We start from the raw sequence: 20,929 nt of genomic DNA, 5'->3' as shown, positions 1-20,929 counted from the left end.
TTGTGCTGTTCAAACCCGTTTTGCCGTACGCAATTGCACTGCCAAACCCCATGCAAGACCTGACAGGAGTCCCACTGATGTTGACCGTGACCGTCCCCATAAACGGGACGTTGTCCACCGAGTCGGAGCTCGCCGGAGCCGGAGTCGCATCCCTGATCGACACCGCGCCGGACGCCGGCTTGGAACTTCCTTGCCGTACCAACAACCCTGACCTGTGGTTCGCCGACGCTCCGGCGGAGCTGGAGGAGGCGAAGAAGTTCTGCGCCACCTGCCCCGTGATCGCCGAGTGCCTGGCCGGCGCGGTCGCCCGCCACGAGCCCTGGGGGGTCTGGGGCGGCGAAATCTTCGAGCGCGGAGCTGTGATCGCGCGCAAGCGTCCCCGTGGACGTCCCCGCAAGGATGCAGCACCCGTTGTGCCCGCGGCGCCCGCCGCGACCGTTGTCCGGGGGGCTAACGACCAGGAGGCCGCCGCGTGACCACGTACCGATCCACCACAGACGAAGCGATGCTCACCGAAGTGAACCCCAAGGGGAACCCCATGCTGCTCGAAGAAAACCTTGCCAGATCCCGAATGCATGACGCGGAGATATTCGCGCAACAGCATCGGCTGGCCCACCGGCTCGTCGTCGCCCGCAGGTGGCGCCGGCTGGCCGGATGGGCCCAGCGCAGGGCCGCTCTGAAGGCTCACGCGATCTGATGCACGCAGCGGCCCGCCCTCCCCGCCCGACGCGGGGACGGCGGGCCGCGCTGTACCCGCCTGACGACCGTCCTCCCGCGCCCGCCCGCCTCAGGTCGGTTCCGCTCAAGCCGACCCGGCGTGCCTGTGCCTGCCATACGCGTGGTGGGCGGCGGATTTCGCTGGGAGGGTTTCGCCCGTCCTGGGTACGGTGCGACCTGTGGCCGTTCACTCTCACAACCATGCCCACACCCACGACGGCATCGACTGGTCGTCCCAGCTGAACGCGCGGCGACGCGCTGACGAGTTGGATGCCGAGGCCCACCGCGTGGTCGCGCGCAGACTCGTCGGAACCCTCCCCGACAACCCGACCGTGCTGGATGTTGGGTGCGGCACGGGTGGGATGAGCGTGGCGCTGGTCGAAGCCCTGTCCGCTCGCGGCGGCGGCACGGTCGTGCTGGTCGACGCGGTGCCCGAGATGCTGGACGCCGCGACCGGCTCGGCCCGGTCGGCCGCCACCTACGAGACCGACACGACCAGGGCGACGGTTCACGTCCGGCCGGTCCTCGCCGACCTGGCCACCGAACGACCGGCCGAGATCGCCGGTGCCGCGCAGTTGGTGTGGGCGTCGAACGTCGTGCATCACCTCCCTGATCAGCGTGCCGCGGTGGCCGGGTTGGTCGAGGCGGTCGCGCCCGGTGGGTGGTTGGCGCTCGCCGAAGGCGGGTTGTCGGGCAAGTTCCTCCCGTTCGACGTGGGTGTCGGCGACCCCGGCTTGCAGGATCGGCTGCTCGCCGCCCGAGCCCAGTGGTTCGTGCGGATGCGGGAGAACATCACCGACGCCGTTCGCATGCACGGCGGTTGGAACGTCGCGCTCGCGGACGCCGGTCTTGTGGACGTGACGGCGTTCAGCTACCTCCTCGACCACCCCGCACCGGCCAAGCAGGCGGTGCGCGACTGGGCGGTCGACCACTTGAAGTGGTACGCGGAGGTCGCCGGCGACCTGCTGCACCCCGCCGACCGCAGCACCATCCGGCAACTCCTCGACCCGCAGGACCCCGCGTTCGTCGGGCGCCGCGACGACGTGTTCATGCTGATCGCCAACACCGTGTACCTCGGCCGCAAATCGTGACCGACACCTGTGCCCGCTGTGGTCGGACGCGGTCCTCGGTGACCGATCCGGCCGAACTGCTGGCATGGGTGCGCGAGCGGGAACGCGGAGTCGACCAGTGGCTGTGCCCTGCCTGCGCGCGGGCCCACGTCCGCGACATCGAGGGAAAGCTGCCCACCGACTACTGGTCCCAGTGACGACCCATCACCCCGTTCGACCACCTCACACGACCTCCGCCGCTGTCGAACCCCACCCGCTGACTACCGGGCGCGGCGACCAGCGCAGGCGGTGGTGGCCGACTGTGCACGGCGCCTGATTGCGCCCAGCGATCTCGGGATGCCGTGGCGGGTTGGGCGCGGTGCACGGTTTGCTTCGCCTTGGTGGTGAGGTGGGTGGCTGCGGTGGGTGGGTGCGGCGAGTCGGCTGCGGTGGTGTGGGTGGGGTGGCGGGCGGGCCACCGTGGTGGGCTGGCCGCCAGTGACACAAGTTGGGAGTGGTGGTGGGTGGCTGCCAGGGGTGGAGTGGCCGTCGTGGGTCGTGGGTCGTGGGTTGTGTGCGGTCGCGGGCAGGGTGCGGTGACGTGGTTTGGGTGCCCTGGCGGGCAGGCCAAGGGTGGTGGGTCGGCTGCCGGTGATGGGTGGCCGTGGTGGGTGGGGGAGGTGGCGAGGGCGCGGCGGACCGTCCGCGCGATGGGTGGCGCGGCGGGTGAGGTTGGGGCCTGTGGACTGGGCGCGCGGTGGGTGAGGTCGGGCGCGAGGGCTGGGCGCGGTGGGGCGAGGTTGGGCGCGGTGGGGTGAGGTTGGGAGCGAGGGCTGGGCGCGGTGGGTGAGGTTGGGTGTGGGGGCTGGGTGCTGTTGCTGTGGAGCGGTGGGTTGAGTCAGCGGAGGAGGGCGGACAGTAGGCGTAATGCCGACCTTGGGGTGGCTGAGTTTCGCCTGTTGCCCGCGTTCAGCTCCGCGGTCAGGTCTGCGACTGTGCACAAGCCCGACCTGATCGCTGTCGCCAGCACGTGGTGTTGGCGTAGGGCGTTCGGCTCGTGTCGGGCGGCGTCGACGACTGCTCGGTTGGGCTCGGCCAGCGGTAGGCCGTCACGAACCACGACCGCCGGCGGTCTGGTGGTGCGTTCCAGCAGCACGTGGTCGGCGCAGGAGCGGCGGCTGGTTGCCGGTTGCAGCAGGTGCACCCGGGTCGGCGGCGGTAGGGCCCGGAGGCCGTGGGCGTGCAGCGCGTCGACGCCGGTGACCACGGTGCCCGGACCCGCGTAGACCAGGGCCGCGCGCACGCGCTGCGCCCTGGTCGGCGGGCCGGCACCGAGCAGCAGCACCCCCGGCAGGATGCGCTGCCACGGCCCGCCGGGGCGGCACTTGAGGTCGATGACGTAGCCCGGAACGCCGGTGGCCTTCAGCTCTGCGGTCTTGATCACCTGGTCCATGGGATCGATCTTCCGGGGGTTCCGGGGATCGGGCCACGGGCTGTTGGTGATCTGTGGACAAGTCGGCTGGCTGTGGACAACTCAGTCGTCGAAGCCCGGCTGCCACTTGGCGACGATGGCCCTGGCCTGCACGTTCGCGTCGAGCTGGCAGAGGATGCCCGTCGCGCCGAGCGTGACCCTGTGGATAAGCAGGTACTGCGGGGGCAGGTTCAACCACCTCCCGGCCTGCGATTCCGGGTTCTGGAAGTCGCTCACGCGCTCCGCCTCGCACTGCAGCCACTTGCGGGTGAAGTGGAACGTCTCGGTCCGCAGCGGCTCGACGAACGGGCTCAGGTAGTTGATCAGGTCGTCGGGCTGCATCTCCATCCCGGGCCGGATGAACCGCTCCGCCCGGAACAGCTCGACCATGTCCTCCGAACGACCCTCCAGCGCCATCCTGGTGATCACGCCGAGCGTCTTGGGCAACCCGTCAGGCAGCCGCGCGACCGCGCCGAAGTCGATCACCCGCAGCCGGCCGTCCGAGCCGAGCATGAAGTTGCCGGGGTGCGGATCTGCGTGCAGCAACCCGGCCCGGCTCGGCGCGGAGAAGTGGAACTCCGCCAGCAACTGCCCGGCCAGGTCCCGCTCGGTCCGATCCCCATCACGGATGATCTTCGACAGCAGCGTGCCGTCGATCCACTCGGTGACCATCACCTTCGGCGAGCTGGCCACGACCCGCGGCACCAGCACCCGGTCGTCACCGTCGAACGCCTTGGCGAAGACCCGCTGGTTGTCCGCCTCGGTCCGGTAGTCCAACTCCTCCAGGTAGCGGTCGCGCAGCTCCTCCAGGAGCGGTTTGACCTCGATACCCGGTGCCATCATCTGGAAGACCTTGCTGAACCGCAGCAGCTGCTTCAGGTCGGCCTGCAACGCCTCGTCCGCGCCGGGGTACTGCACCTTCACCGCCACGTCGCGGCCGTCGTGCCACACCGCCCGGTGCACCTGCCCGATGCTCGCCGACGCGGCGGGCGTGTCGTCGAACGACGAGAACCGCTTCGTCCACGCCGCGCCCAGCTGCTCGGCCAGCACGCGGTGCACGGTGCGGACCGGCATCGGCGGCGCGGACGTCTGGAGCTTGGTCAGTGCGTCGCGGTACGGCCCGGCGAGCTCGTCCGGCACCGCGGCCTCGAACACGCTCAGGGCCTGGCCGAACTTCATCGCACCGCCCTTGAGCTGCCCGAGCACCGCGAACACCTGTTCCGCGGTCTTCGCCGACATCTCGGCGCTGACCTCCTCGGAACTGCGGCCTGCAAGGCGCTTCCCCCAGCCGCCCACCACGCGGCCCGCCACCCCGAGGGGAAGGCTGGCCAGCTTGGCGGTGCGGTGCGCTGCCTTCCGTGGGATCTCGCTCACCCGGTGATTCTCCTCCCCGCCCGTTCGCGTGGTCGCGGTAATGCACGCCACCCCCACAAAACCTACACAGGCCTACCTGAGGGTGGATCACAGTGCGGAACGGCACTCGCAACGCGGGTGCACGGGGGCGATCCGGTGTTCGACCGACCCGGTGAACGCGTCGACCTCCAGGGTCGCGTCCCACGTCGGCGGCCTGGTCGAGGACTCCTCCGAACGGTCGAGGGCCAGCAGCGCCTGCGCGACCGCGACACCGGCGGTGGCCGTCACGGTGGCCAGGTCGGCGTGCTGCGGGCGGTCCACGAGCTGGGCGGCTATCAGCGGCCACGCCGGGTCCAGGTCGGCCTGGTGCCGGTCCGCGCACCTCAGGCAACTGCTGCGACCCGGCACGACCAGCGGACCCACCACGCCCAACCCTTCGCGGACCCGAACGGCCAGGTGCGGTGTGCCGTCCGACGTCAGCTCGTGCAGCAACTCCGGGGCGGGCACCAACGCGTCGGCCAACACCACCAGGTCGGTGCCGCGCCCCGCCGGCCGCACGGAGCCGCACGCCCGCCGGACCGCGTCCTGGGCGGCGTCCGCGCGCAACCGGCCGACGTCGGATTCGACGTAACCCGATCCGGTGTCCTCAGGCCCGACGCGTCCCCGTGCCATCACCCGGACGTGTGCCACGCCGGAGGCCGCCAAGAGGGCCGCGACGGTGACCGCGAGCCGCCCCTCGCCGTGGACGACGACCGATCTGGCGGCACGGGCGGCGGGCAGCCGGACCGCCGAACGACGGGTGCGCAACGCCCACCCGGTCACCTCGGCGGTCAGCCGGGCGTGCGGGGCGGGCACCGATTCCTCGACCAGCCCGGCCTGGGCCAGGCCGTGCAGGACGCCGGCGAACTCGGCCGCCTGATCACCGTGGCCGTCGAGCCGTTCCCGCAGGTCGGAGAGGGTGTGCTGGCCGGTGAGGCCGAGCAGGACGGACGACATCGGCTCGGGCACGTCCTCGACCAGCATGGCGTGCCGCGGGTCGGTGCCGATCTGCACGACGTCGTCCCGGCGGCGCAGCAGCGGCAGGCCGGGTAGCACCCTGGGGCGGTTGGGGAGATCCACACCGGCAGCTTGCCCACCACCGCCGAAATGGCAAAACGCCTGTCCACAGGCTTACGAGTTGTCCACAGAAGACGCAGAGGGCCTTGACGGGCGGCCGGGCACCTGCCGCCCGGCCACCCGTCGGGGGTCAGACCTTCGACTTGCCGAGGATCCGGGTCACCGTGGTTCCGCAGACCGGGCACTTGCCCTTGGCCATCCTGCGGTTGTTGCTCTCGTGCACCTCGCCCGTGAAGTCCCGCTTCTCACGGCACTTGACGCAGTAGCCGTTGTAGGTCTCGGCCACGGCTTCCTCCCTTGTTTCGAGAGTCCGGCGCGATCTGCGCCACACTCGGGGGTTGCGCTGCACGCTACCTCCGCAAACGCCGGTCCGCTGCACGCCGCGTCGAGCGTGTCCAGCCGCCTTTCGGTGGAACCTGCTGGTCCGTCCCTCCACACACCGCCGCTTGGCCGCCGCGAATTGTCGGTCCCTGGCCTTACCGTGAACGCCATGCCCGAACCGCAGGTGGAGGTGCGGCGCAGCGCCCGGCGCCGTCGCATGGTGAGCGCGTACCGCGAGGGGGACACGGTCGTCGTCCTGCTGCCGGCTCGTATGAGCAAGAGCGAGGAGAAGCACTGGGTGGCGGAGATGCTGAGCCGCCTCCAGCGCAGCGAGACCCGCAGGCGTTCGCCGACGCGCACCTCCGACGCGGCGTTGCTGGCCAGGTGCGAGGAGCTGGCGGTGCGGTACCTGAACGGCGTGCAGCCCAGCAGCGTGCGGTGGGTGCCGCCGATGCGCACGAGGTGGGCGTCGTGCACGCCGAGCGAGGGCTCCATCCGGATCAGCGAACGCCTGCGCGACGTGCCCGCCTGGGTGCTCGACTACGTGCTGGTGCACGAGCTGGCGCACCTGGAGGTGCCCGGCCACGGCAAGGACTTCTGGCTGCTCGTGCACGCGTACCCGAAGTCGGAACGGGCCATCGGGTACTTGGAGGGCATCTCGGCCGCGGCGGGCCTGGGCATCACCGAGGAGGACTAGGGGAGGACTGGCACCGCACGAAGAGGACGCCGTGCGGTGCCAGGTCGGGAACCGCGCGGTTCGACGGGACGAGTTCGACGGGACGACTTGCGGTGCCCGAGTGGAACCGCCTGGCCCGATGCGACGAGTCGCGGGGCACAGAGGGGAGGCTCGCGGCCCGGCCCGGAACCTCGCGGTGCCCGAGGGAGGGCTCGCGTGTTCCGGGCGTGGGGCTCGCGGTCAGGCGTCCTTGCCCTTGTCCTCGTCCGACGGCTGGTCGGACTGGCCGGGCTCGGACTGGCTGGACCGGTCGGACCGGCCGGCCTCGGACGAGTCAGCCTGGTCGTCGGACTTCTCGCGGAGGGTGCGCTCCAGCTCCGCCATCGGGTCCTCCAGCGCCTTGCGCGTCTGGCCGAACCGCTCGGCGAACTCCATCGGGTCGTCCAGGTCCTCACCCGTGGGCACCAGGTCCGGGTGGTCCCAGACGCTGTCGCGCTGCTCCATCCCGTGCTGGTCGCCGAGCAGCTTCCACAGCGCCGCCGCGGACCGGTGCCGGCGCGGGCGCAGTTCCAGGCCGACCAGCGTGGCGAACGTCTGCTCGGCCGGACCACCGGACGCCCGCCGCCGGCGCAGCGTCTCGCGCAGCGCCTCGGCACCGGGCAGCCGCTCGCCGACCGCCTCGTTCACCACCACGTCCACCCAGCCCTCGACCAGGGCCAGCAACGTCTCCAGGCGGGTCAGCGCCGCCTTCTGCTCGGGCGTCGTCTGGGGTTCGAGCATCCCCGACTTCATCGCCTCTTCGATGCTCGCCGGGTTCGCCGGGTCGATCTGACCGGCCAGCTCCTCCAGCGCGGACGTGTCGACGGTGATGCCGCGGGCGAACTCCTCGACCGTGTCCAGCAGCCGCTGGCGCAGCCACGGCACGTGGCTGAACAGCCGCTGGTGCGCCGCCTCACGGGCCGCCAGGAACACCAGCACCTCGCTGGCCGGCCGCTCCAGGCCCTCGGTGAACTTCTCGATGTTCGCGGGCAGCAGCGCCGCCGTGCCCTCCGGCCCCAGCGGCAACCCCACGTCGGTCGACGTCAGCACCTCGGCGCCGAGCTGCGCCAGCGCGCCGCCCAGCTGCGACCCGAACGCCATGCCGCCCATCTGCCCGAGCATCGACAGCAGCGGACCGGCGGCTTCCTTGGCCTCGGCCGGCATCGCCTCGACCCACGCGCCGGACACGCGCTGCGCCACCGGGTCGCACAGCCGCTGCCACGTCGGCAACGTGCGCTCCACCCAGTCGCGCGCGCTCCAGCCCTGAGCCGTGCGCGCACCTGCGGGCAGCGCCGTCACCGGGTCGAGCCACATGTCCGCCAGGTGCACGGCGTCGACCACCGCGCTGTTCTGGTCCGGGCCGAACCCGGTGGTCGGGCCGCCCTTGCCGGCGAGCTGCTGGAGCGCGATCTGCTTCGCGAGGTCGTAGTTGACCGGCCCGGACGACGTGCCCGCATTGCTGAACATCGCACCGAGCTGGCTCAGCATCGCGCCGAGCTGGTTGAAGTCGAAGGGGTTGTCCCCTTGCTCCCCTGGTTTGCGGTTGCGGTCGTCGGGGTCCTGCGGGCCGAACCCGAAGGGCAGGTCACTCATGCCTCCAAGGTACGCGGGACGCCGGCGGGAGGCGGAGCCGACAATCCGATCGCAGGCGTGCGGGACCGGTTCGCCGGTAGCGGAACGCCGGGGTCGTACCCTGTCGGGCGTGACCGAAGGCACCGACACCGTCGTGGACCAGGCACCAACACCACCGCACGCGCCCCGGCGCGGCCTGACCCGGCGGACGTGGACCCTCGTGGTCAGCCTCCTGGTCGTACTGGCGCTCGGTCTCCTCGGCGGGTTCGCCCGGGTGCCCTACGTGGCACTCGGTCCCGGCCCGACCTACGACACCCTGGGCCAGGTCAACGGCGGCGACGTGGTGACGGTCGACGGGCAGGAGACGTTCCCGACGGGCGGTCGGCTCACCATGACGACCGTGTCGCTCACCGACGACGTGTCGCTGTTCGGCGCGCTCGGCCTGTGGGTCAGCGGCCGGTACGCGCTGGCGCCGCGCGAGGAGTTCTTCCGGCCCGGCGAGTCCGAGCAGCAGGTCCGCGACCAGAACGTGAAGGCGTTCCAGGACTCGCAGACCAGCGCCGAGGTCGCCGCGCTGCGCTACCTCGACTACCCGATGAAGGTCGTCGCCGCCGAGATCACCAACGACACCGCCGCGGCCGACGTGCTCGAGCCGAACGACCGGCTGCTCGAGGTCAACGGCAAGCAGGTCGCGAGCGCCGACGACGTGCGCTCGTCGCTGGAGGCCACCAAGCCGGGCGACAAGATCACGTTGACGTTCGAGCGCGGCTCCGAGCGCAAGACCGCGACCGTCACGCTCGGCCGGACCGAGGGCCGCGAGGCCGGTTTCCTCGGCGTGCTGCCGCTGGAGCGCGCGGACGTGCCGTTCGAGATCAAGATCAGCCTGAGCGACGTCGGCGGCCCGTCCGCGGGTCTGCTGTTCGCGTTGTCGATCGTCGACAAGCTGACCCCGGGCGAGCTCAACGGCGGCCAGTCCGTCGCGGGCACCGGCGAGATCAACGACAAGGGCGAGGTCGGCCGCATCGGCGGCATCGGGTTCAAGATGGTCGCCGCCCGAGAGGACGGCGCCACCGTGTTCCTCGTGCCGGCGGGCAACTGCGACGAGGCCAAGCAGCACGCCCTGGAGGGCATGCGCCTGGTCAAGGTCGAGAAGCTGGACGACGCGGTGAGGTCCCTGGAATCGCTGAGCAAGGGCGGCGAAGCCCCCAGCTGCTAAGAGCCCCCAGCTGCTAGGCGCGCAGGGTCTCGAGCAGGGCGTGGGTGAGGTTCGGGGCGAGTTCCGGGTGCTCCACGACTTCCTCGGGCACCTCGACGCTGCCCCGGAGCCGCAGGACGCACGCCGCCGAGCCGTCCCGCAGCACGGCCGCGACCAGCCTGGCCTCGCGGCGCTGGGGGTGCTCGGCGGCGAACCGCCGGGCCTCCTCGTCGTCCAGCTCCTCCGCGGTCAGCTGGGCCTCCGCGTCCGGCGGCAGCACGACGATCTCCTGCGCCAGCGCGCACCCGTGCACCAGGTCGGGCCACACGATCCCGGCCAGCGCCCGGTCCAGCTCGGAGTCCGGCAGCGAGTCCTGGGCGATCGGCGTCAGCGGTGACGCGTCGGGATCGAGCTGGCCCGCGAGCTCCGGCTGCCGCTCCAGCAGCTCCGAGGTCGGGACCAGCGCGAACAGCTGCATCGGCTGGTTCCACCCGGCGGTGGACACGAACTCCTCGACCTCGCGGGCGACAGCGGGCAGCACCACGGGCGGCGTTTCACTGGCTGACACGTGCGCCATCGTCGCATCACCGCCCGCGGACCGGGCAATCAGATCCGGGCAATCGGAGCGAACCGAAGACCCGACGGGGAACCCTCAGCGGCCTCCGTAGAGTTGGACAGAACGTACGAACGCCACTACCGCGATCCAGGAGCGTGCCCCGTGGCCACACGGCCCCCGGTCGGACTGCCCAGGCTGTCCCGTCGCAGCCGGATTCTGCTCATCGTCGGTGCGGTGGTCCTGGTCGGTCTGATCACCGGCTCAAGGCTGCTCGGCACCTACGTCAACTGGCTCTGGTTCGGTGAGGTCGGCTTCCGCAGCGTCTACGCCACGGTGTTGGGCACCCGCTTCGGGTTGTTCTTCGCCGTGGGCCTGCTGGTGGGCGGCCTCCTCGCGATCAACCTGATCATCGCCTACCGCACCCGGCCGGTCTTCGTGCCGGTGTCCGGGCCTGACGACCCGGTGGCCCGCTACCGCGCGGTCGTCAGCAAGCGGATGAAGCTGTTCGCGATCGGCCTGCCGGTGCTCGTCGGCCTGATCGCGGGCACCTCGGCGCAGACCGAGTGGCAGCTGCTGCAGCTGTTCCTCAACGCCACCCAGTTCGGCGTGAACGACCCCGAGTTCGGCCACGACATCGGCTTCTACGCCTTCCAGCTGCCGTTCTACACGTGGGTCATGTCGTGGCTGTTCATCGCCACGGCGGTCGCGTTCGTCGGCGCGGTGGTGTCGCACTACCTGTTCGGCGGCATCCGCCTGGCCGGCCGCGGCGGGCAGCTGTCCGGGCCCTCGCGCACCCACCTGGCGATCGTGGCCGGCACGTTCATCCTGCTCAAGGCGGTGGCGTACTTCCTCGACCGGTACACGCTGCTGTTCTCCGAGCGCAACGACAAGTTCGACGGCGCGAGCTACACCGACCTCAACGCGGTGCTGCCCGCCAAGCTGATCCTGCTGTTCATCGCGGTCTTCTGCGCCATCGCGTTCTTCGCGGGCGCGGTGCTGCGCAACCTCCAGCTGCCCGCGATCGCGACCGTGCTGCTGGTGCTGTCCAGCATCCTGGTCGGCGCGGCGTGGCCCGCGGTGCTGGAGCAGTTCTCGGTGAAGCCCAACGCCATCGAGAAGGAAGCCGAACCGATCAACCGGAACATCGCCGCGACCCGGCAGGCGTTCGGGTTGACCGAGGACAAGGTCGAGAGCAAGCCGTACGCGGGCAAGCAGAACGTCTCGCTGGACGAGCTGAAGAGCGACCAGGCGACGCTGGGCAACGTCCGGCTGCTCGACCCGGCCGTCATCTCGAAGACGTTCACCCAGTTCCAGCAGCTGCGGCCGTTCTACGCGTTCCCGGAGAAGCTCGACGTCGACCGGTACAAGGTGGACCAGCAGCTCCAGGACTACATCGTCGCCGTCCGCGAGCTGCACACCGCGGGCATCCCGTCGGGTCAGCGCGACTGGATCAACCAGCACCTCATCTACACGCACGGCAACGGCATGGTGTTCGCCGAGGCCAGCAAGGTGAACTCGCCCGCGGACGAGGGTGGCAACGGCGGCTACCCCGTGTTCGAGGTGGCCGAGGTGGGCCAGAACGGCGAGGTCAAGCCCGGCCCGTTCGGCGTGCAGCAGCCGCGGACGTACTACGGCGAGATGGGCAGTGCGGGCGACTACGCCATCGTCGGCGGCCGGGGTGAGGGCGCGCCGGGCGAGTACGACACCGACGGCTCGTCGTACACCTACGACGGCAAGGGCGGCGTGCGCATCGGCGGGCTGTTCAACAAGCTCGTCTTCGCCGCCGCGTACGGCGAGCGGAACATCCTGTTCAACTCGGCCATCGGCGACGACTCGCGGATCATCTTCAACCGGAACCCGCGTGACCGCGTGGAGGCCGTGGCGCCGTGGCTGACCGTGGACGGCGACCCGTACCCCGCCGTGGTGGACGGCCGCATCACGTGGATCGTCGACGGCTACACCACGCTCGACAACTACCCGTACGCGCGCCGCACGGCGCTGGGCGAGGCCACGAACGATTCGCTGCCGGGTGTCGCGCAGCAGCCGGACCGGGAGATCAGCTACATCCGGAACTCCGTCAAGGCCACTGTGGACGCCTACGACGGTTCGGTGACGCTGTACGAGATGGACAAGCAGGACCCGGTGCTGAAGGCGTGGATGGGCGTCTTCCCCGGCACGGTGAAGGCGAACAGCGAGATGTCGCAGTCGCTGAAGGAGCACCTGCGCTACCCGGAGGACCTGTTCAAGGTCCAGCGCGAGATGCTGTCGGAGTACCACGTGGACAACCCGCGCGACTTCTACTCCGGCGTCTCGTTCTGGGACGTGCCGTCCGACCCGACCATCGACAACGCCACCACCATCGAGGCCCAGCAGCAGGGCGTGCAGCAGCAGCGCGACCGGCAGCCGCCGTTCTACGTGCTGGCGGGTGATCCGGCCGACGCGGACAAGGTGAGCTTCCAGCTGACCAGCGCGCTGGTGCGGTTGAACCGGGAGTTCATGGCGTCGTACGTGACGGTCGGCTCCGACCCGGACAACTACGGCAAGATCAGCGTGCTGACGTTGAACAACGAGGCCAAGGGTCCGCAGCAGATCCAGACCACCTTCCTCACCAACGGCGAGGTCAGCGGTGAGCTGAACCTGCTCACCCAGCGCCAGACGAAGGTCGTCTACGGCAACCTGCTGACGTTGCCGGTGGGCGGCGGCCTGCTCTACGTGGAGCCGATCTACATCGAGCGGGCCAGTCAGAACACCCAGTTCCCGCAGCTGTTCAAGGTGCTGGTCAGCTTCGGCGACAAGGTGGGCTACGCGCCCACGCTGAGCCAGGCGCTGGAGGAGGTGCTCACCGGCGCGGCGGCGCAGGTGCCCGGCGAGGACAACAACGGGCAGCCGCCGACGTCCACGCCGTCCGCCACGCCGACGACCCCGCCGGCCGACGGGCAGCAGGGCACGGAGCTCCAGCAGGCCGTGAAGGACATCCAGACGGCCCTGTCGCGGGTGAAGGCCGCGCAGGCCAGCGGTGACTTCGCGGAGCTCGGCAGCGCGTACAAGGCGCTGGACGAGGCGACCAAGCGGTTCGACACGGCGAGCGCGGCGTCCACGCAGTCGCCGTCGTCGGTCCAGCCGTCGCCGACACCGACCGGCTGACCTGCGTCGACAATGCGATCGGGTGGCCTGGGACACGTTCCGGGCCACCCGATTTGCTATCTGGTCGACGCCCGGCGTACAGTTCCAATTACAGCGCGGGGTGGAGCAGCTCGGTAGCTCGCTGGGCTCATAACCCAGAGGTCGCAGGTTCAAATCCTGTCCCCGCTACTACGTGAAAGGCCCGTTCGGCGAGATGCCGGACGGGCCTTTCGCTTATGTCTGTCGCACACGGTCCCACGTGCGGCGATGCGGTTAGTGGACCCCGGTGAAAAGGGGTTTTCAGGTCGTGTATAGTTGTCCTTACAGCGCGGGGTGGAGCAGCTCGGTAGCTCGCTGGGCTCATAACCCAGAGGTCGCAGGTTCAAATCCTGTCCCCGCTACTACGTGAAAGGCCCCCGGATTCCGATCCGAGGGCCTTTTCCGCGTCCGCGCCTCAGGTCATGTTCTCGGCCCAGTACTGGGCGCAGGTGAGCGAGCACACCCGACCCTCGCCGCTGACCGTGCGGTGCCGGCGGATCTGCTTGCCGCACACCATGCACTCGTCCTTGCCCGCCTGGTCGGGGATCGTGCCGGACGCCCACGCGCGGGCGTTGCGGACCGCCTTCGTCCCCGTCGTCCATTTGATGCCCACAGTCGACCTCCCAGTCGAACAAGCCAGTCGAACGACAACCCGCCGTAATGGTCCCACCACCCGACGTGTTTGCCAGGGTGTGGCCGCGACATCACCGGGTTGTGCTATCGGTCGACGGCCCCGTTGGGGCGCGCCGGACGCTCCGCGTGACGCGCGCTGCCGTTCGAGTGAACGCAAAAATGCGGTTTCCGTTGTGGGTCAATGAATTTCCACCCGGCGTGGACAGTCGCGGTCAAGGGGCCGAACGCGTGGTGTTGATCAGCGGGTGGTTACGCAGCGATGTTTCTCGTTGCTCCGCATGGCCCAACTCCGCTAGCCCGTGATCAGCCACAGTGGACAGAACGGCTGACCATTGTGGACAGCGACCGGTGAGCGTGGCACGGTTGGTGGTGTGTCGGACCTGAATGCGACGGCAGCTGCCCTGCTCGGGCTGCTGCACGACGGACCCAAGACCGGTGGCCAGCTCGTGGCTGAGGCCGGAGAGCGCTTCGGCGCGTTCTTCAGCGTCACCCGCAGCCAGGTCTACCGCGAGCTGCCCGCGTTGGCGGAAGCAGGCCTGCTGCGACTCGGCAAGCAGGGCCCGCGCTCCAGCCAGCAGTACGTGCTCACAGCGGCGGGCAAGAAGGCGTTCAAGAACTGGCTGCTCTCCGAGCCGGGACCGGACCACCTGCGCAGCCCGCTGATCCTGCGGCTGGTGCACGCGGGTTCCCTGACCGCCAAACAGCGGCAAGGGCTCGTGGACTCCGCCCGCGCCGGCTACGGCGCCGAACAGGAGGCGGCGAAGACGGCGGTCAAGACCGCCGAGGACGCCTACGCCAAAGCGGTCGCCGAATTCGGCCTGGCCCACGCCAAGGCCGTGCTGAAACTGCTCGACGCCATCCCCACGGCCTGAAGCGCGCCCACCGGTCGCGCTCAGCGACCGGTGCCGGCGTAATCTTCGAACGTGAACCCCGACGTCGAAGCAGACATCAAGGACCTCTCCGCGACGCTTTCGAGCATCGAGGCGGTGATGGACCTCGATTCGCTGCGCGCTCAGGTCGCCGATCTGGAAGAGACGGCTGCCCGACCCGACCTGTGGGACGACCAGGAGCAGGCGCAGAAGGTCACCAGCCAGCTCTCGCACAAGCAGGGCGAGCTGCGGCGCGTCACCACGCTGCGGGAGCGGCTCGAAGACCTGGCGATCATGTACGAGCTGGCCGAGGACGAGGGTGACGCGGGCAGCCTCGCCGAGGCGGACACCGACCGCGCGAAGCTGCGTGACGAGATCTCCTCCCTGGAGGTCCGCACGCTGCTGTCCGGCGAGTACGACGAGCGCAACGCCCTGGTCACCATCCGCGCCGAGGCCGGTGGCATCGACGCGGCGGACTTCGCCGAGATGCTGCTCCGGATGTACTCGCGCTGGGCCGAGCGCCACGGCTACGGCGTCGACGTGTTCGACACGTCCTACGCCGAAGAGGCGGGCATCAAGTCCGCGACGTTCCGCATCACCGCCCCGTACGCCTACGGCACGCTCAGCGTCGAGCAGGGCACGCACCGCCTCGTGCGCATCTCGCCGTTCGACAACCAGGGCCGCCGGCAGACGTCGTTCGCGGGCGTCGAGGTCGTGCCCGTGGTCGAGACGACCGACCACGTCGACATCGACGAGAAGGAACTGCGGGTCGACGTCTACCGCTCGTCCGGCCCCGGCGGCCAGGGCGTCAACACGACCGACTCGGCGGTGCGCCTCACGCACATCCCGACCGGCATCGTCGTCTCCTGCCAGAACGAGCGCTCGCAGCTCCAGAACAAGGCCACCGCGATGGCCGTGCTCCAGGCGAAGCTGCTGGAGCGGCAGCGCCAGGAGGAGCAGGCCCGGATGGACGCCCTCAAGGACACCGGGTCCAGCTGGGGCAACCAGATGCGGTCCTACGTGCTGCACCCGTACCAGATGGTCAAGGACCTGCGCACGGAGCACGAGGTCGGCAACCCGTCGGCCGTGCTCGACGGCGAGATCGACGACTTCCTGGAAGCGGGCATCCGCTGGCGCAAGCAGCGGCAGGCCTGACCGGCGGTTCCTGATCGGTCAAGCCGCCGTCCGGCCCCGAGAAGAAGGGCGAGACGGAGGCTTTACCCAGGCCACGAGTACACTCGCCCCTCGTGATTCGCCTCGAACACGTGTCCAAGGTCTACAAGAGCTCCGCCCGCCCCGCTCTCGACAACGTCTCCGTCGAGATGGGCAAGGGTGAGTTCGTGTTCCTCATCGGACCTTCCGGTTCCGGGAAGTCCACATTCCTGCGGCTCCTGCTGCGGGAGGAAGTGCCCAGCAAGGGCCGCGTGTACGTGTCGAACTTCGACGTGGCCAAGATGTCCCGGCGCAGGGTCCCCCGCCTGCGCCAGTCCATCGGCTGCGTGTTCCAGGACTTCCGACTGCTGGCCAACAAGACCGTGGCGGAGAACGTCGCGTTCGCGTTGGAGGTCATCGGCAAGCCGCGCAACACCATCGTCAAGGTGGTGCCCGAGGTGCTCCAGCTGGTGGGCCTCGACGGCAAGGCGGACCGGATGCCGCACGAGCTGTCCGGTGGTGAGCAGCAGCGGGTGGCGATCGCCCGCGCGTTCGTCAACCGGCCGCTGGTGCTGCTCGCCGACGAGCCGACCGGAAACCTGGATCCCGACACGAGCCAGGACATCATGTTGCTGCTGGAGCGGATCAACCGCACCGGCACGACGGTGCTGATGGCCACCCACGACCACTCCATCGTCGACTCCATGCGCCGTCGCGTGGTCGAGCTGGACAACGGCCGGATCATCCGCGACGACGCGCGGGGTGTTTACGGCGTGGGCCGCTGAGCCCGAGGCCGACGGACCCCCTCATCCCCCGACTCTGAGGAACGTTCCCCCCGATGCGTACCAGCTTCGTGTTCAGCGAGGTCGTCACCGGCCTGCGCCGGAACGTCACGATGACCATCGCGATGATCCTCACGACCGCTATCTCCCTCTTCCTGCTCGGTGTCGGCCTCCTGGTCGTCAACATGGTGGGCAAGATGCAGGACGACTACCTCGGCAAGCTCGAGGTGGCGGTCCACCTCACCAACGACATCAGCGCCAACGACAAGGACTGCACGCAGCAGCCTTGCGCCGGCCTGCGCACGCAGCTGGAGTCGACCTCCGGCGTCGAGTCGGTCGTCTACGACAACCGCGACAAGGGCTACGAGCGGTTCAAGAAGGTCTTCGAGTCGCAGCCGGAGCTGGCCAAGCTGGCCCGCCCGGAGGCCATCCCGGCCATGTTCCGGGTGAAGCTGGTCGACGCCGAGCGGTCCGACGTGATCGTGCAGGCGTTCAGCGACAAGGCCGGCGTGAAGAAGGTCGACGACCAGCGCGAGGACCTGGACCGGCTGTTCGGCTTCCTCAACGGCGTGCGTGACGCGGCGTTGGCGCTGGCGCTGCTCCAGGCGTTCGCGGCCCTGATGTTGATCTCTAACACCATCCAGGTGTCGGCGTTCACCAGGCGCACGGAGGTCGGCATCATGCGGCTGGTGGGCGCGACCCGCTGGTACACGCAGCTGCCGTTCCTCATCGAGGCGGTGGTCGCGGGCATCATCGGCGCGGTCCTGTCGATCGGGCTGCTCGTGGTGACCAAGGTCTTCCTGCTCAACCGGGTGCTGGGCGACCTGTTCGCGTCCAACATCATCCCGGAGGTGAGCATGATCGAGATCTTGTTCATCTCACCGATACTGCTCGGCGTCTCGATCCTGATCTCCGCGTTGACGGGCTACGTCACCCTGCGGCTCTACGTCCGCCTGTAGTTGCGGCCGATAACCGCTGGCCGGCTCACGTAAGGTTTCGGTCATGGTCAAGGAACGCGGTCAGAAGGTGATCGCGTCGAACCGCAAGGCTCGGCACGACTACACCATCCTCGACACCTTCGAAGCGGGTGTCGTGCTCGTCGGCACCGAGGTGAAGAGCCTGCGCATGGGCCGGGCGTCCCTTGTGGACGCCTTCGCCCAGGTGGACAACAACGAGATCTGGCTGCACGCGCTGCACATCCCGGAGTACGTGGCGGGCACCTGGACCAACCACGAGGTGCGGCGCAAGCGGAAGCTGCTGCTGCACCGCGGCGAGATCGAGCGGCTGATCGGCAAGACCAAGGAGAGCGGTCTGTCGCTGATCCCGCTGTCGATGTACTTCAAGGACGGCTACGTCAAGGTCGAGCTGGCGCTGGCGCGCGGCAAGAAGTCGTACGACAAGCGGCAGGACCTGGCCAAGCGCGACGCGGATCGGGAGATCCAGAAGGCGCACGGCCGGGCGTTGAAGGGCCGCTACTGAACGGCGTACCGGGCCTGGTCGACGTGCACGTGCACTTCATGCCCCAGCGCGTGCTGGACAAGGTGTGGGCGTACTTCGACCAGGCTTCGCGGCACTACGGCGTCGACTGGGCGATCCGGTACCGGCTGCCCGAAGCGGACCGGCTGGCGGCGCTGCGGTCGTTCGGGGTGGTCGGGTTCGCGCCCCTCGTGTACCCGCACAAGCCGGGCATGGGCGAGTGGCTGACGGACTGGGCGCTGGACTTCGGCGCACGCGTGGACGGCGCCGTGCCGACGGCCACGCTGTACCCGGAGCCGGGCGTCGAGGCGTACGTGTCGCGGGCTCTCGCGGCCGGTGCGCGGTGCTTCAAGGCGCACGTGCAGGTCGGCGGCTACGACCCGCGTTCCCTCGACGGCGCGTGGGGCCTGCTGGCCGACGCGCAGGTGCCGGTGGTCGTGCACTGCGGGCACGGGCCGGTCCCCGGGGCGCACACGGGCCTGGACGTGTTCGAGGACGTGCTGCGGCGGCACCCGTCGTTGGTGGCGGTGCTGGCGCACGCCGGGATGCCGGACTACGTGGGCGCGCTGGACCTGGTCGGCCGGTACGACGGGGTACACCTGGACACCACGATGGTCGGCGTGCCGTTCACGGAGGCGCGGGCGGCCCTGCCGCGGGACTGGGCGGCGCGGCTCGTCGACGTCGGCGATCGGGTGATCTTGGGCTCGGACTTCCCGAACATCCCGTACGACTACTCCGTGCAGCTGGACGCGATCGAGGGCTGGGCCGCCGCCGACGACCGGCTGGGCGAGCCGTTCCTGCGGGCCGTGCTGCACGACAACGGCGCCAGGCTGCTGGGCATCAGCCCAGGTTGAGGTAGGCGAGCACGGCCCGGACGCGGCGGTGCTCGGACGTGCTGGGTTCGAGGCCGAGCTTGGCGAAGATGTTGCCGACGTGCTTCTCCACCGCGCCGTCCGACACGACGAGGGACGCGGCGATTGCGCCGTTCGAGAGGCCTTGCGCCATCAGGCCCAGGACCTCCCGCTCACGCTGGGTGAGCGAGTCGACCGGGTTGCGGCGTGACCGGGCCATGAGCTGGGTGATGACCTCGTGGTCGATGCTCGTGCCGCCGTCGGCGACCCGGCGCACCGCGGCGACGAACTCCGACACGTCGGCCACCCGCTCCTTGAGCAGGTAGCCGACGCCGTTCGCACCGCCCGCCAGCAGCTCCACCGCGTAGCGCTCCTCCACGTACTGCGAGAGCACCAGCACCGGCAGACCCGGGATGCGCTTGCGGGCCTCGATCGCGGCGCGCAGGCCCTCGTCGGTGAACGTGGGCGGCATCCGCACGTCCACCAGGGCGAGGTCCGGCCGGTGCTCGCCGATCGCGGCGAGGAGGGCGTCACCGTCCTCCACCGCCGCGACCGTCTCGATCCCCTCGTCGGCCAGCAGGCGCTGCACGCCCACCCGCAGGAGGACCGAGTCCTCGGCGATCACCACGCGCACGGCAGCTCCGTCCGGATCACTGTCGGCCCACCGAGGGGGCTCACCACGACGACCACGCCGTCAATCGTCGCAGCCCGGTCCGCGAGGCCCGCGAGGCCACCTCCCGGACGCACCTCCGCACCGCCGCGGCCGTTGTCCGTGACCTCCACGACCACGGAGTTCTCCGTGCGGGTCACCTTGACGTGCGCCTCGGTCGCGCCGGCGTGCTTGGCGATGTTGGTCAGCGTCTCGGCGACGGTGAAGTACGCGGCGCTCTCCACGGCTGTCGGCGGGCGCGGCTCGACGTCCACGTCCACGGTCACCGGGATCGGGCACCGCGCGGCCAGCGACGACAGGGCCGGGTCGAGGCCGCGGTCGCCCAGCACCGACGGGTAGATGCCGCGGGCGAGGTCGCGCAGTTCGGAGATGGCCAGCTTGGCGTCCGCGTGCGCCTCTTCGATCAGGTCACGGGCGGCGGTCGGGTCGGACTCCATCTTGCTGCGCGCCCGGCCGAGACCCATGGCCACCGACACCAGGCGCTGCTGCGCGCCGTCGTGCAGGTCGCGCTCGATGCGCCGGCGCTCCGCCTCGGCCGCCTCCACGCCCCGGGCCCGGCTGGCGCTCAGCCGCTCCGCCTCGGCGGACAGCACGCTGTTGCGCGACGGGCCGAGCATGGCCCGCGCGAACGCCGCGTGACCCCTGGCCAGGCCCTTGAGCAGGCGGTAGGCGATGACGCCGAGCAGCAGGCCCAGCACGCTCACCGGGAGGGCCTTGGCGAACGAGTCGATCAGCCACACGTTGCCGCCGCCGAAGTCCACCTGCCACGTGGCGGGCAGCGTGTGCAGGTAGAACGGCAGGAACACGGTGCCGAGGACGGCCGACCACAGCGCCACCGTGAGCGAGAACTCGATCGCGCCCAGCGGCAGCATCAGCAGCCAGTAGGACAGGTCGCGCCACGTCGCCGGGTCCGTCGCCAGCGCCTTCGCGCGGGTGGCGAGGCCGGTCGGCAGCGGCCGGTAGGGCGACGGGATGTCGACCTTCAGCGCGGCGCCGAGCCACGCCCGTTCGGCGCTCGCCGCGCCACGTGCCAGGACCATGGTCAGCACGCCGAGCGGCAAGCCGACCCAGATCACCGCGGTGCCGAGGCTGACTGCGCCCAGGGTCACCAGCAGGACGAACCAGAAGATCCCGGTGACCAGGTTGAGCAGGAAGTACCCGCTGATCCGGGCGATGTCCGGGTTGACCCGCGTCGTCATGTTCCCCACCTTCAGGCTGATGTACCGGCCCAGCATCGCCCGTCCGGGTGGCCGGGAACCATCAGGTACG

General features: G+C 70.0%; 22 protein-coding genes and 2 tRNA genes. 15 read left to right on the top strand and 9 right to left on the bottom strand.

All coding sequences use genetic code 11. The features are described from left to right. Window positions 1-77 precede the first annotated feature (77 nt). The 4 genes from OQ02_RS30400 to OQ02_RS30385 all read left to right on the top strand — a co-directional run bounded on the left by OQ02_RS30400 (window position 78) and on the right by OQ02_RS30385 (window position 1,984). Window positions 78-476, top strand: coding sequence for a WhiB family transcriptional regulator (locus OQ02_RS30400; RefSeq protein ID WP_033442058.1), 399 nt, complete (start codon window positions 78-80; stop codon window positions 474-476). After that, entirely contained in the window at window positions 473-697 is a 225-nt protein-coding gene (locus tag OQ02_RS30395; RefSeq protein WP_033442057.1) for a hypothetical protein, read from the top strand. The genes OQ02_RS30400 and OQ02_RS30395 overlap by 4 nt, the downstream gene beginning before the upstream one ends. A gap of 199 nt (window positions 698-896) precedes the next feature. After that, a complete protein-coding gene (locus OQ02_RS30390; protein WP_033442056.1) occupies window positions 897-1,808 on the top strand; it encodes a class I SAM-dependent methyltransferase in 912 nt (303 codons plus the stop codon). After that, window positions 1,805-1,984, top strand: a complete 180-nt coding sequence (locus OQ02_RS30385) for a hypothetical protein (RefSeq protein WP_033442055.1) — start codon at window positions 1,805-1,807, stop codon at window positions 1,982-1,984. Before OQ02_RS30390 ends, OQ02_RS30385 begins: the two co-directional genes overlap by 4 nt. 680 nt (window positions 1,985-2,664) lie before the next feature. Here the strand turns inward: OQ02_RS30385 and OQ02_RS30380 are convergent. From OQ02_RS30380 to OQ02_RS45130, 4 genes are all read right to left on the bottom strand, one after another. Further along, entirely contained in the window at window positions 2,665-3,219 is a 555-nt protein-coding gene (locus OQ02_RS30380) for a hypothetical protein (protein ID WP_051772977.1), read from the bottom strand. A gap of 81 nt (window positions 3,220-3,300) precedes the next feature. Continuing rightward, window positions 3,301-4,611: an ABC1 kinase family protein gene (locus OQ02_RS30375; protein WP_033442054.1), complete on the bottom strand. Its 1,311-nt coding sequence runs from the start codon at window positions 4,609-4,611 to the stop codon at window positions 3,301-3,303. 87 nt (window positions 4,612-4,698) lie between these two features. Continuing rightward, window positions 4,699-5,709, bottom strand: coding sequence for a TOMM precursor leader peptide-binding protein (locus OQ02_RS30370; protein WP_033442053.1), 1,011 nt, complete (start codon window positions 5,707-5,709; stop codon window positions 4,699-4,701). Window positions 5,710-5,836: 127 nt separating this feature from the next. Then, complete coding sequence (locus tag OQ02_RS45130; protein WP_197043564.1) at window positions 5,837-5,992, bottom strand: DUF5679 domain-containing protein; 156 nt, start codon at window positions 5,990-5,992, stop codon at window positions 5,837-5,839. 204 nt (window positions 5,993-6,196) lie between these two features. Here OQ02_RS45130 and OQ02_RS30365 point away from each other — a divergent pair, with 204 nt between their 5' ends. Beyond that, window positions 6,197-6,724, top strand: a complete 528-nt coding sequence (locus OQ02_RS30365) for a M48 metallopeptidase family protein (RefSeq protein WP_033442091.1) — start codon at window positions 6,197-6,199, stop codon at window positions 6,722-6,724. Window positions 6,725-6,943: 219 nt separating this feature from the next. On the opposite strand, the gene OQ02_RS30360 is transcribed toward OQ02_RS30365, so the two are convergent. After that, window positions 6,944-8,335 carry a zinc-dependent metalloprotease gene (locus OQ02_RS30360; RefSeq protein ID WP_051772975.1) on the bottom strand — a complete coding sequence of 464 codons (1,392 nt, stop codon included), beginning with the start codon at window positions 8,333-8,335 and terminating at the stop codon, window positions 6,944-6,946. A 109-nt stretch (window positions 8,336-8,444) separates the two neighbouring features. On the opposite strand from OQ02_RS30360, the gene OQ02_RS30355 reads away from it, so the two are divergent. Continuing rightward, a complete protein-coding gene (locus OQ02_RS30355; RefSeq protein WP_063747184.1) occupies window positions 8,445-9,530 on the top strand; it encodes a YlbL family protein in 1,086 nt (361 codons plus the stop codon). Window positions 9,531-9,543: 13 nt separating this feature from the next. On the opposite strand, the gene OQ02_RS30350 is transcribed toward OQ02_RS30355, so the two are convergent. After that, on the bottom strand, window positions 9,544-10,086 hold the full coding sequence (locus tag OQ02_RS30350) for a PPA1309 family protein (RefSeq protein ID WP_051772974.1): 543 nt from the start codon (window positions 10,084-10,086) through the stop codon (window positions 9,544-9,546). A 141-nt stretch (window positions 10,087-10,227) separates the two neighbouring features. On the opposite strand from OQ02_RS30350, the gene OQ02_RS30345 reads away from it, so the two are divergent. The 3 genes from OQ02_RS30345 (at window position 10,228) to OQ02_RS30335 (ending at window position 13,589) form a co-directional block, all read left to right on the top strand. Continuing rightward, window positions 10,228-13,209, top strand: a complete 2,982-nt coding sequence (locus OQ02_RS30345; RefSeq protein ID WP_063747183.1) for a UPF0182 family protein — start codon at window positions 10,228-10,230, stop codon at window positions 13,207-13,209. A gap of 94 nt (window positions 13,210-13,303) precedes the next feature. Further along, window positions 13,304-13,377: transfer RNA gene (locus OQ02_RS30340), tRNA-Met, on the top strand. A 138-nt stretch (window positions 13,378-13,515) separates the two neighbouring features. After that, a tRNA-Met gene (locus OQ02_RS30335) sits at window positions 13,516-13,589 on the top strand. A gap of 53 nt (window positions 13,590-13,642) precedes the next feature. Here OQ02_RS30335 and OQ02_RS30330 read toward each other — a convergent pair. Next, the gene (locus OQ02_RS30330; RefSeq protein WP_033442051.1) at window positions 13,643-13,840 is read right to left on the bottom strand and encodes a hypothetical protein; all 198 of its coding nucleotides are present in this window, start codon (window positions 13,838-13,840) and stop codon (window positions 13,643-13,645) included. 391 nt (window positions 13,841-14,231) lie between these two features. On the opposite strand from OQ02_RS30330, the gene OQ02_RS30325 reads away from it, so the two are divergent. The 6 genes from OQ02_RS30325 (at window position 14,232) to OQ02_RS30300 (ending at window position 18,993) form a co-directional block, all read left to right on the top strand. Further along, a complete protein-coding gene (locus tag OQ02_RS30325) occupies window positions 14,232-14,732 on the top strand; it encodes a PadR family transcriptional regulator (RefSeq protein WP_033442050.1) in 501 nt (166 codons plus the stop codon). A gap of 51 nt (window positions 14,733-14,783) precedes the next feature. Continuing rightward, window positions 14,784-15,884, top strand: a complete 1,101-nt coding sequence (gene prfB / locus OQ02_RS30320; RefSeq protein WP_033442049.1) for a peptide chain release factor 2 — start codon at window positions 14,784-14,786, stop codon at window positions 15,882-15,884. A 92-nt stretch (window positions 15,885-15,976) separates the two neighbouring features. After that, on the top strand, window positions 15,977-16,666 hold the full coding sequence (ftsE, locus tag OQ02_RS30315; protein ID WP_033442048.1) for a cell division ATP-binding protein FtsE: 690 nt from the start codon (window positions 15,977-15,979) through the stop codon (window positions 16,664-16,666). A 53-nt stretch (window positions 16,667-16,719) separates the two neighbouring features. Beyond that, window positions 16,720-17,622, top strand: a complete 903-nt coding sequence (gene ftsX / locus OQ02_RS30310; RefSeq protein WP_033442047.1) for a permease-like cell division protein FtsX — start codon at window positions 16,720-16,722, stop codon at window positions 17,620-17,622. Window positions 17,623-17,665: 43 nt separating this feature from the next. Further along, window positions 17,666-18,142 carry an SsrA-binding protein SmpB gene (gene smpB / locus OQ02_RS30305; RefSeq protein ID WP_033442046.1) on the top strand — a complete coding sequence of 159 codons (477 nt, stop codon included), beginning with the start codon at window positions 17,666-17,668 and terminating at the stop codon, window positions 18,140-18,142. Next, the gene (locus tag OQ02_RS30300; protein ID WP_033442045.1) at window positions 18,139-18,993 is read left to right on the top strand and encodes an amidohydrolase family protein; all 855 of its coding nucleotides are present in this window, start codon (window positions 18,139-18,141) and stop codon (window positions 18,991-18,993) included. Before smpB ends, OQ02_RS30300 begins: the two co-directional genes overlap by 4 nt. Here the strand turns inward: OQ02_RS30300 and OQ02_RS30295 are convergent. Both OQ02_RS30295 and OQ02_RS30290 read right to left on the bottom strand, forming a co-directional pair. Then, window positions 18,980-19,624, bottom strand: coding sequence for a response regulator transcription factor (locus tag OQ02_RS30295; RefSeq protein WP_033442044.1), 645 nt, complete (start codon window positions 19,622-19,624; stop codon window positions 18,980-18,982). The two genes, OQ02_RS30300 and OQ02_RS30295, sit on opposite strands and share 14 nt — an antisense overlap. Beyond that, window positions 19,612-20,859: a sensor histidine kinase gene (locus OQ02_RS30290; RefSeq protein WP_033442087.1), complete on the bottom strand. Its 1,248-nt coding sequence runs from the start codon at window positions 20,857-20,859 to the stop codon at window positions 19,612-19,614. The genes OQ02_RS30295 and OQ02_RS30290 overlap by 13 nt, the downstream gene beginning before the upstream one ends. Window positions 20,860-20,929 lie beyond the last annotated feature (70 nt).

It is taken from the genome of Saccharothrix sp. NRRL B-16314 (assembly GCF_000716595.1).
Lineage (GTDB): Bacteria > Actinomycetota > Actinomycetes > Mycobacteriales > Pseudonocardiaceae > Actinosynnema.
The sequence above is the reverse complement of the archived record's forward strand: the minus strand, read 5'-3'. Positions and strand labels throughout refer to the sequence as shown.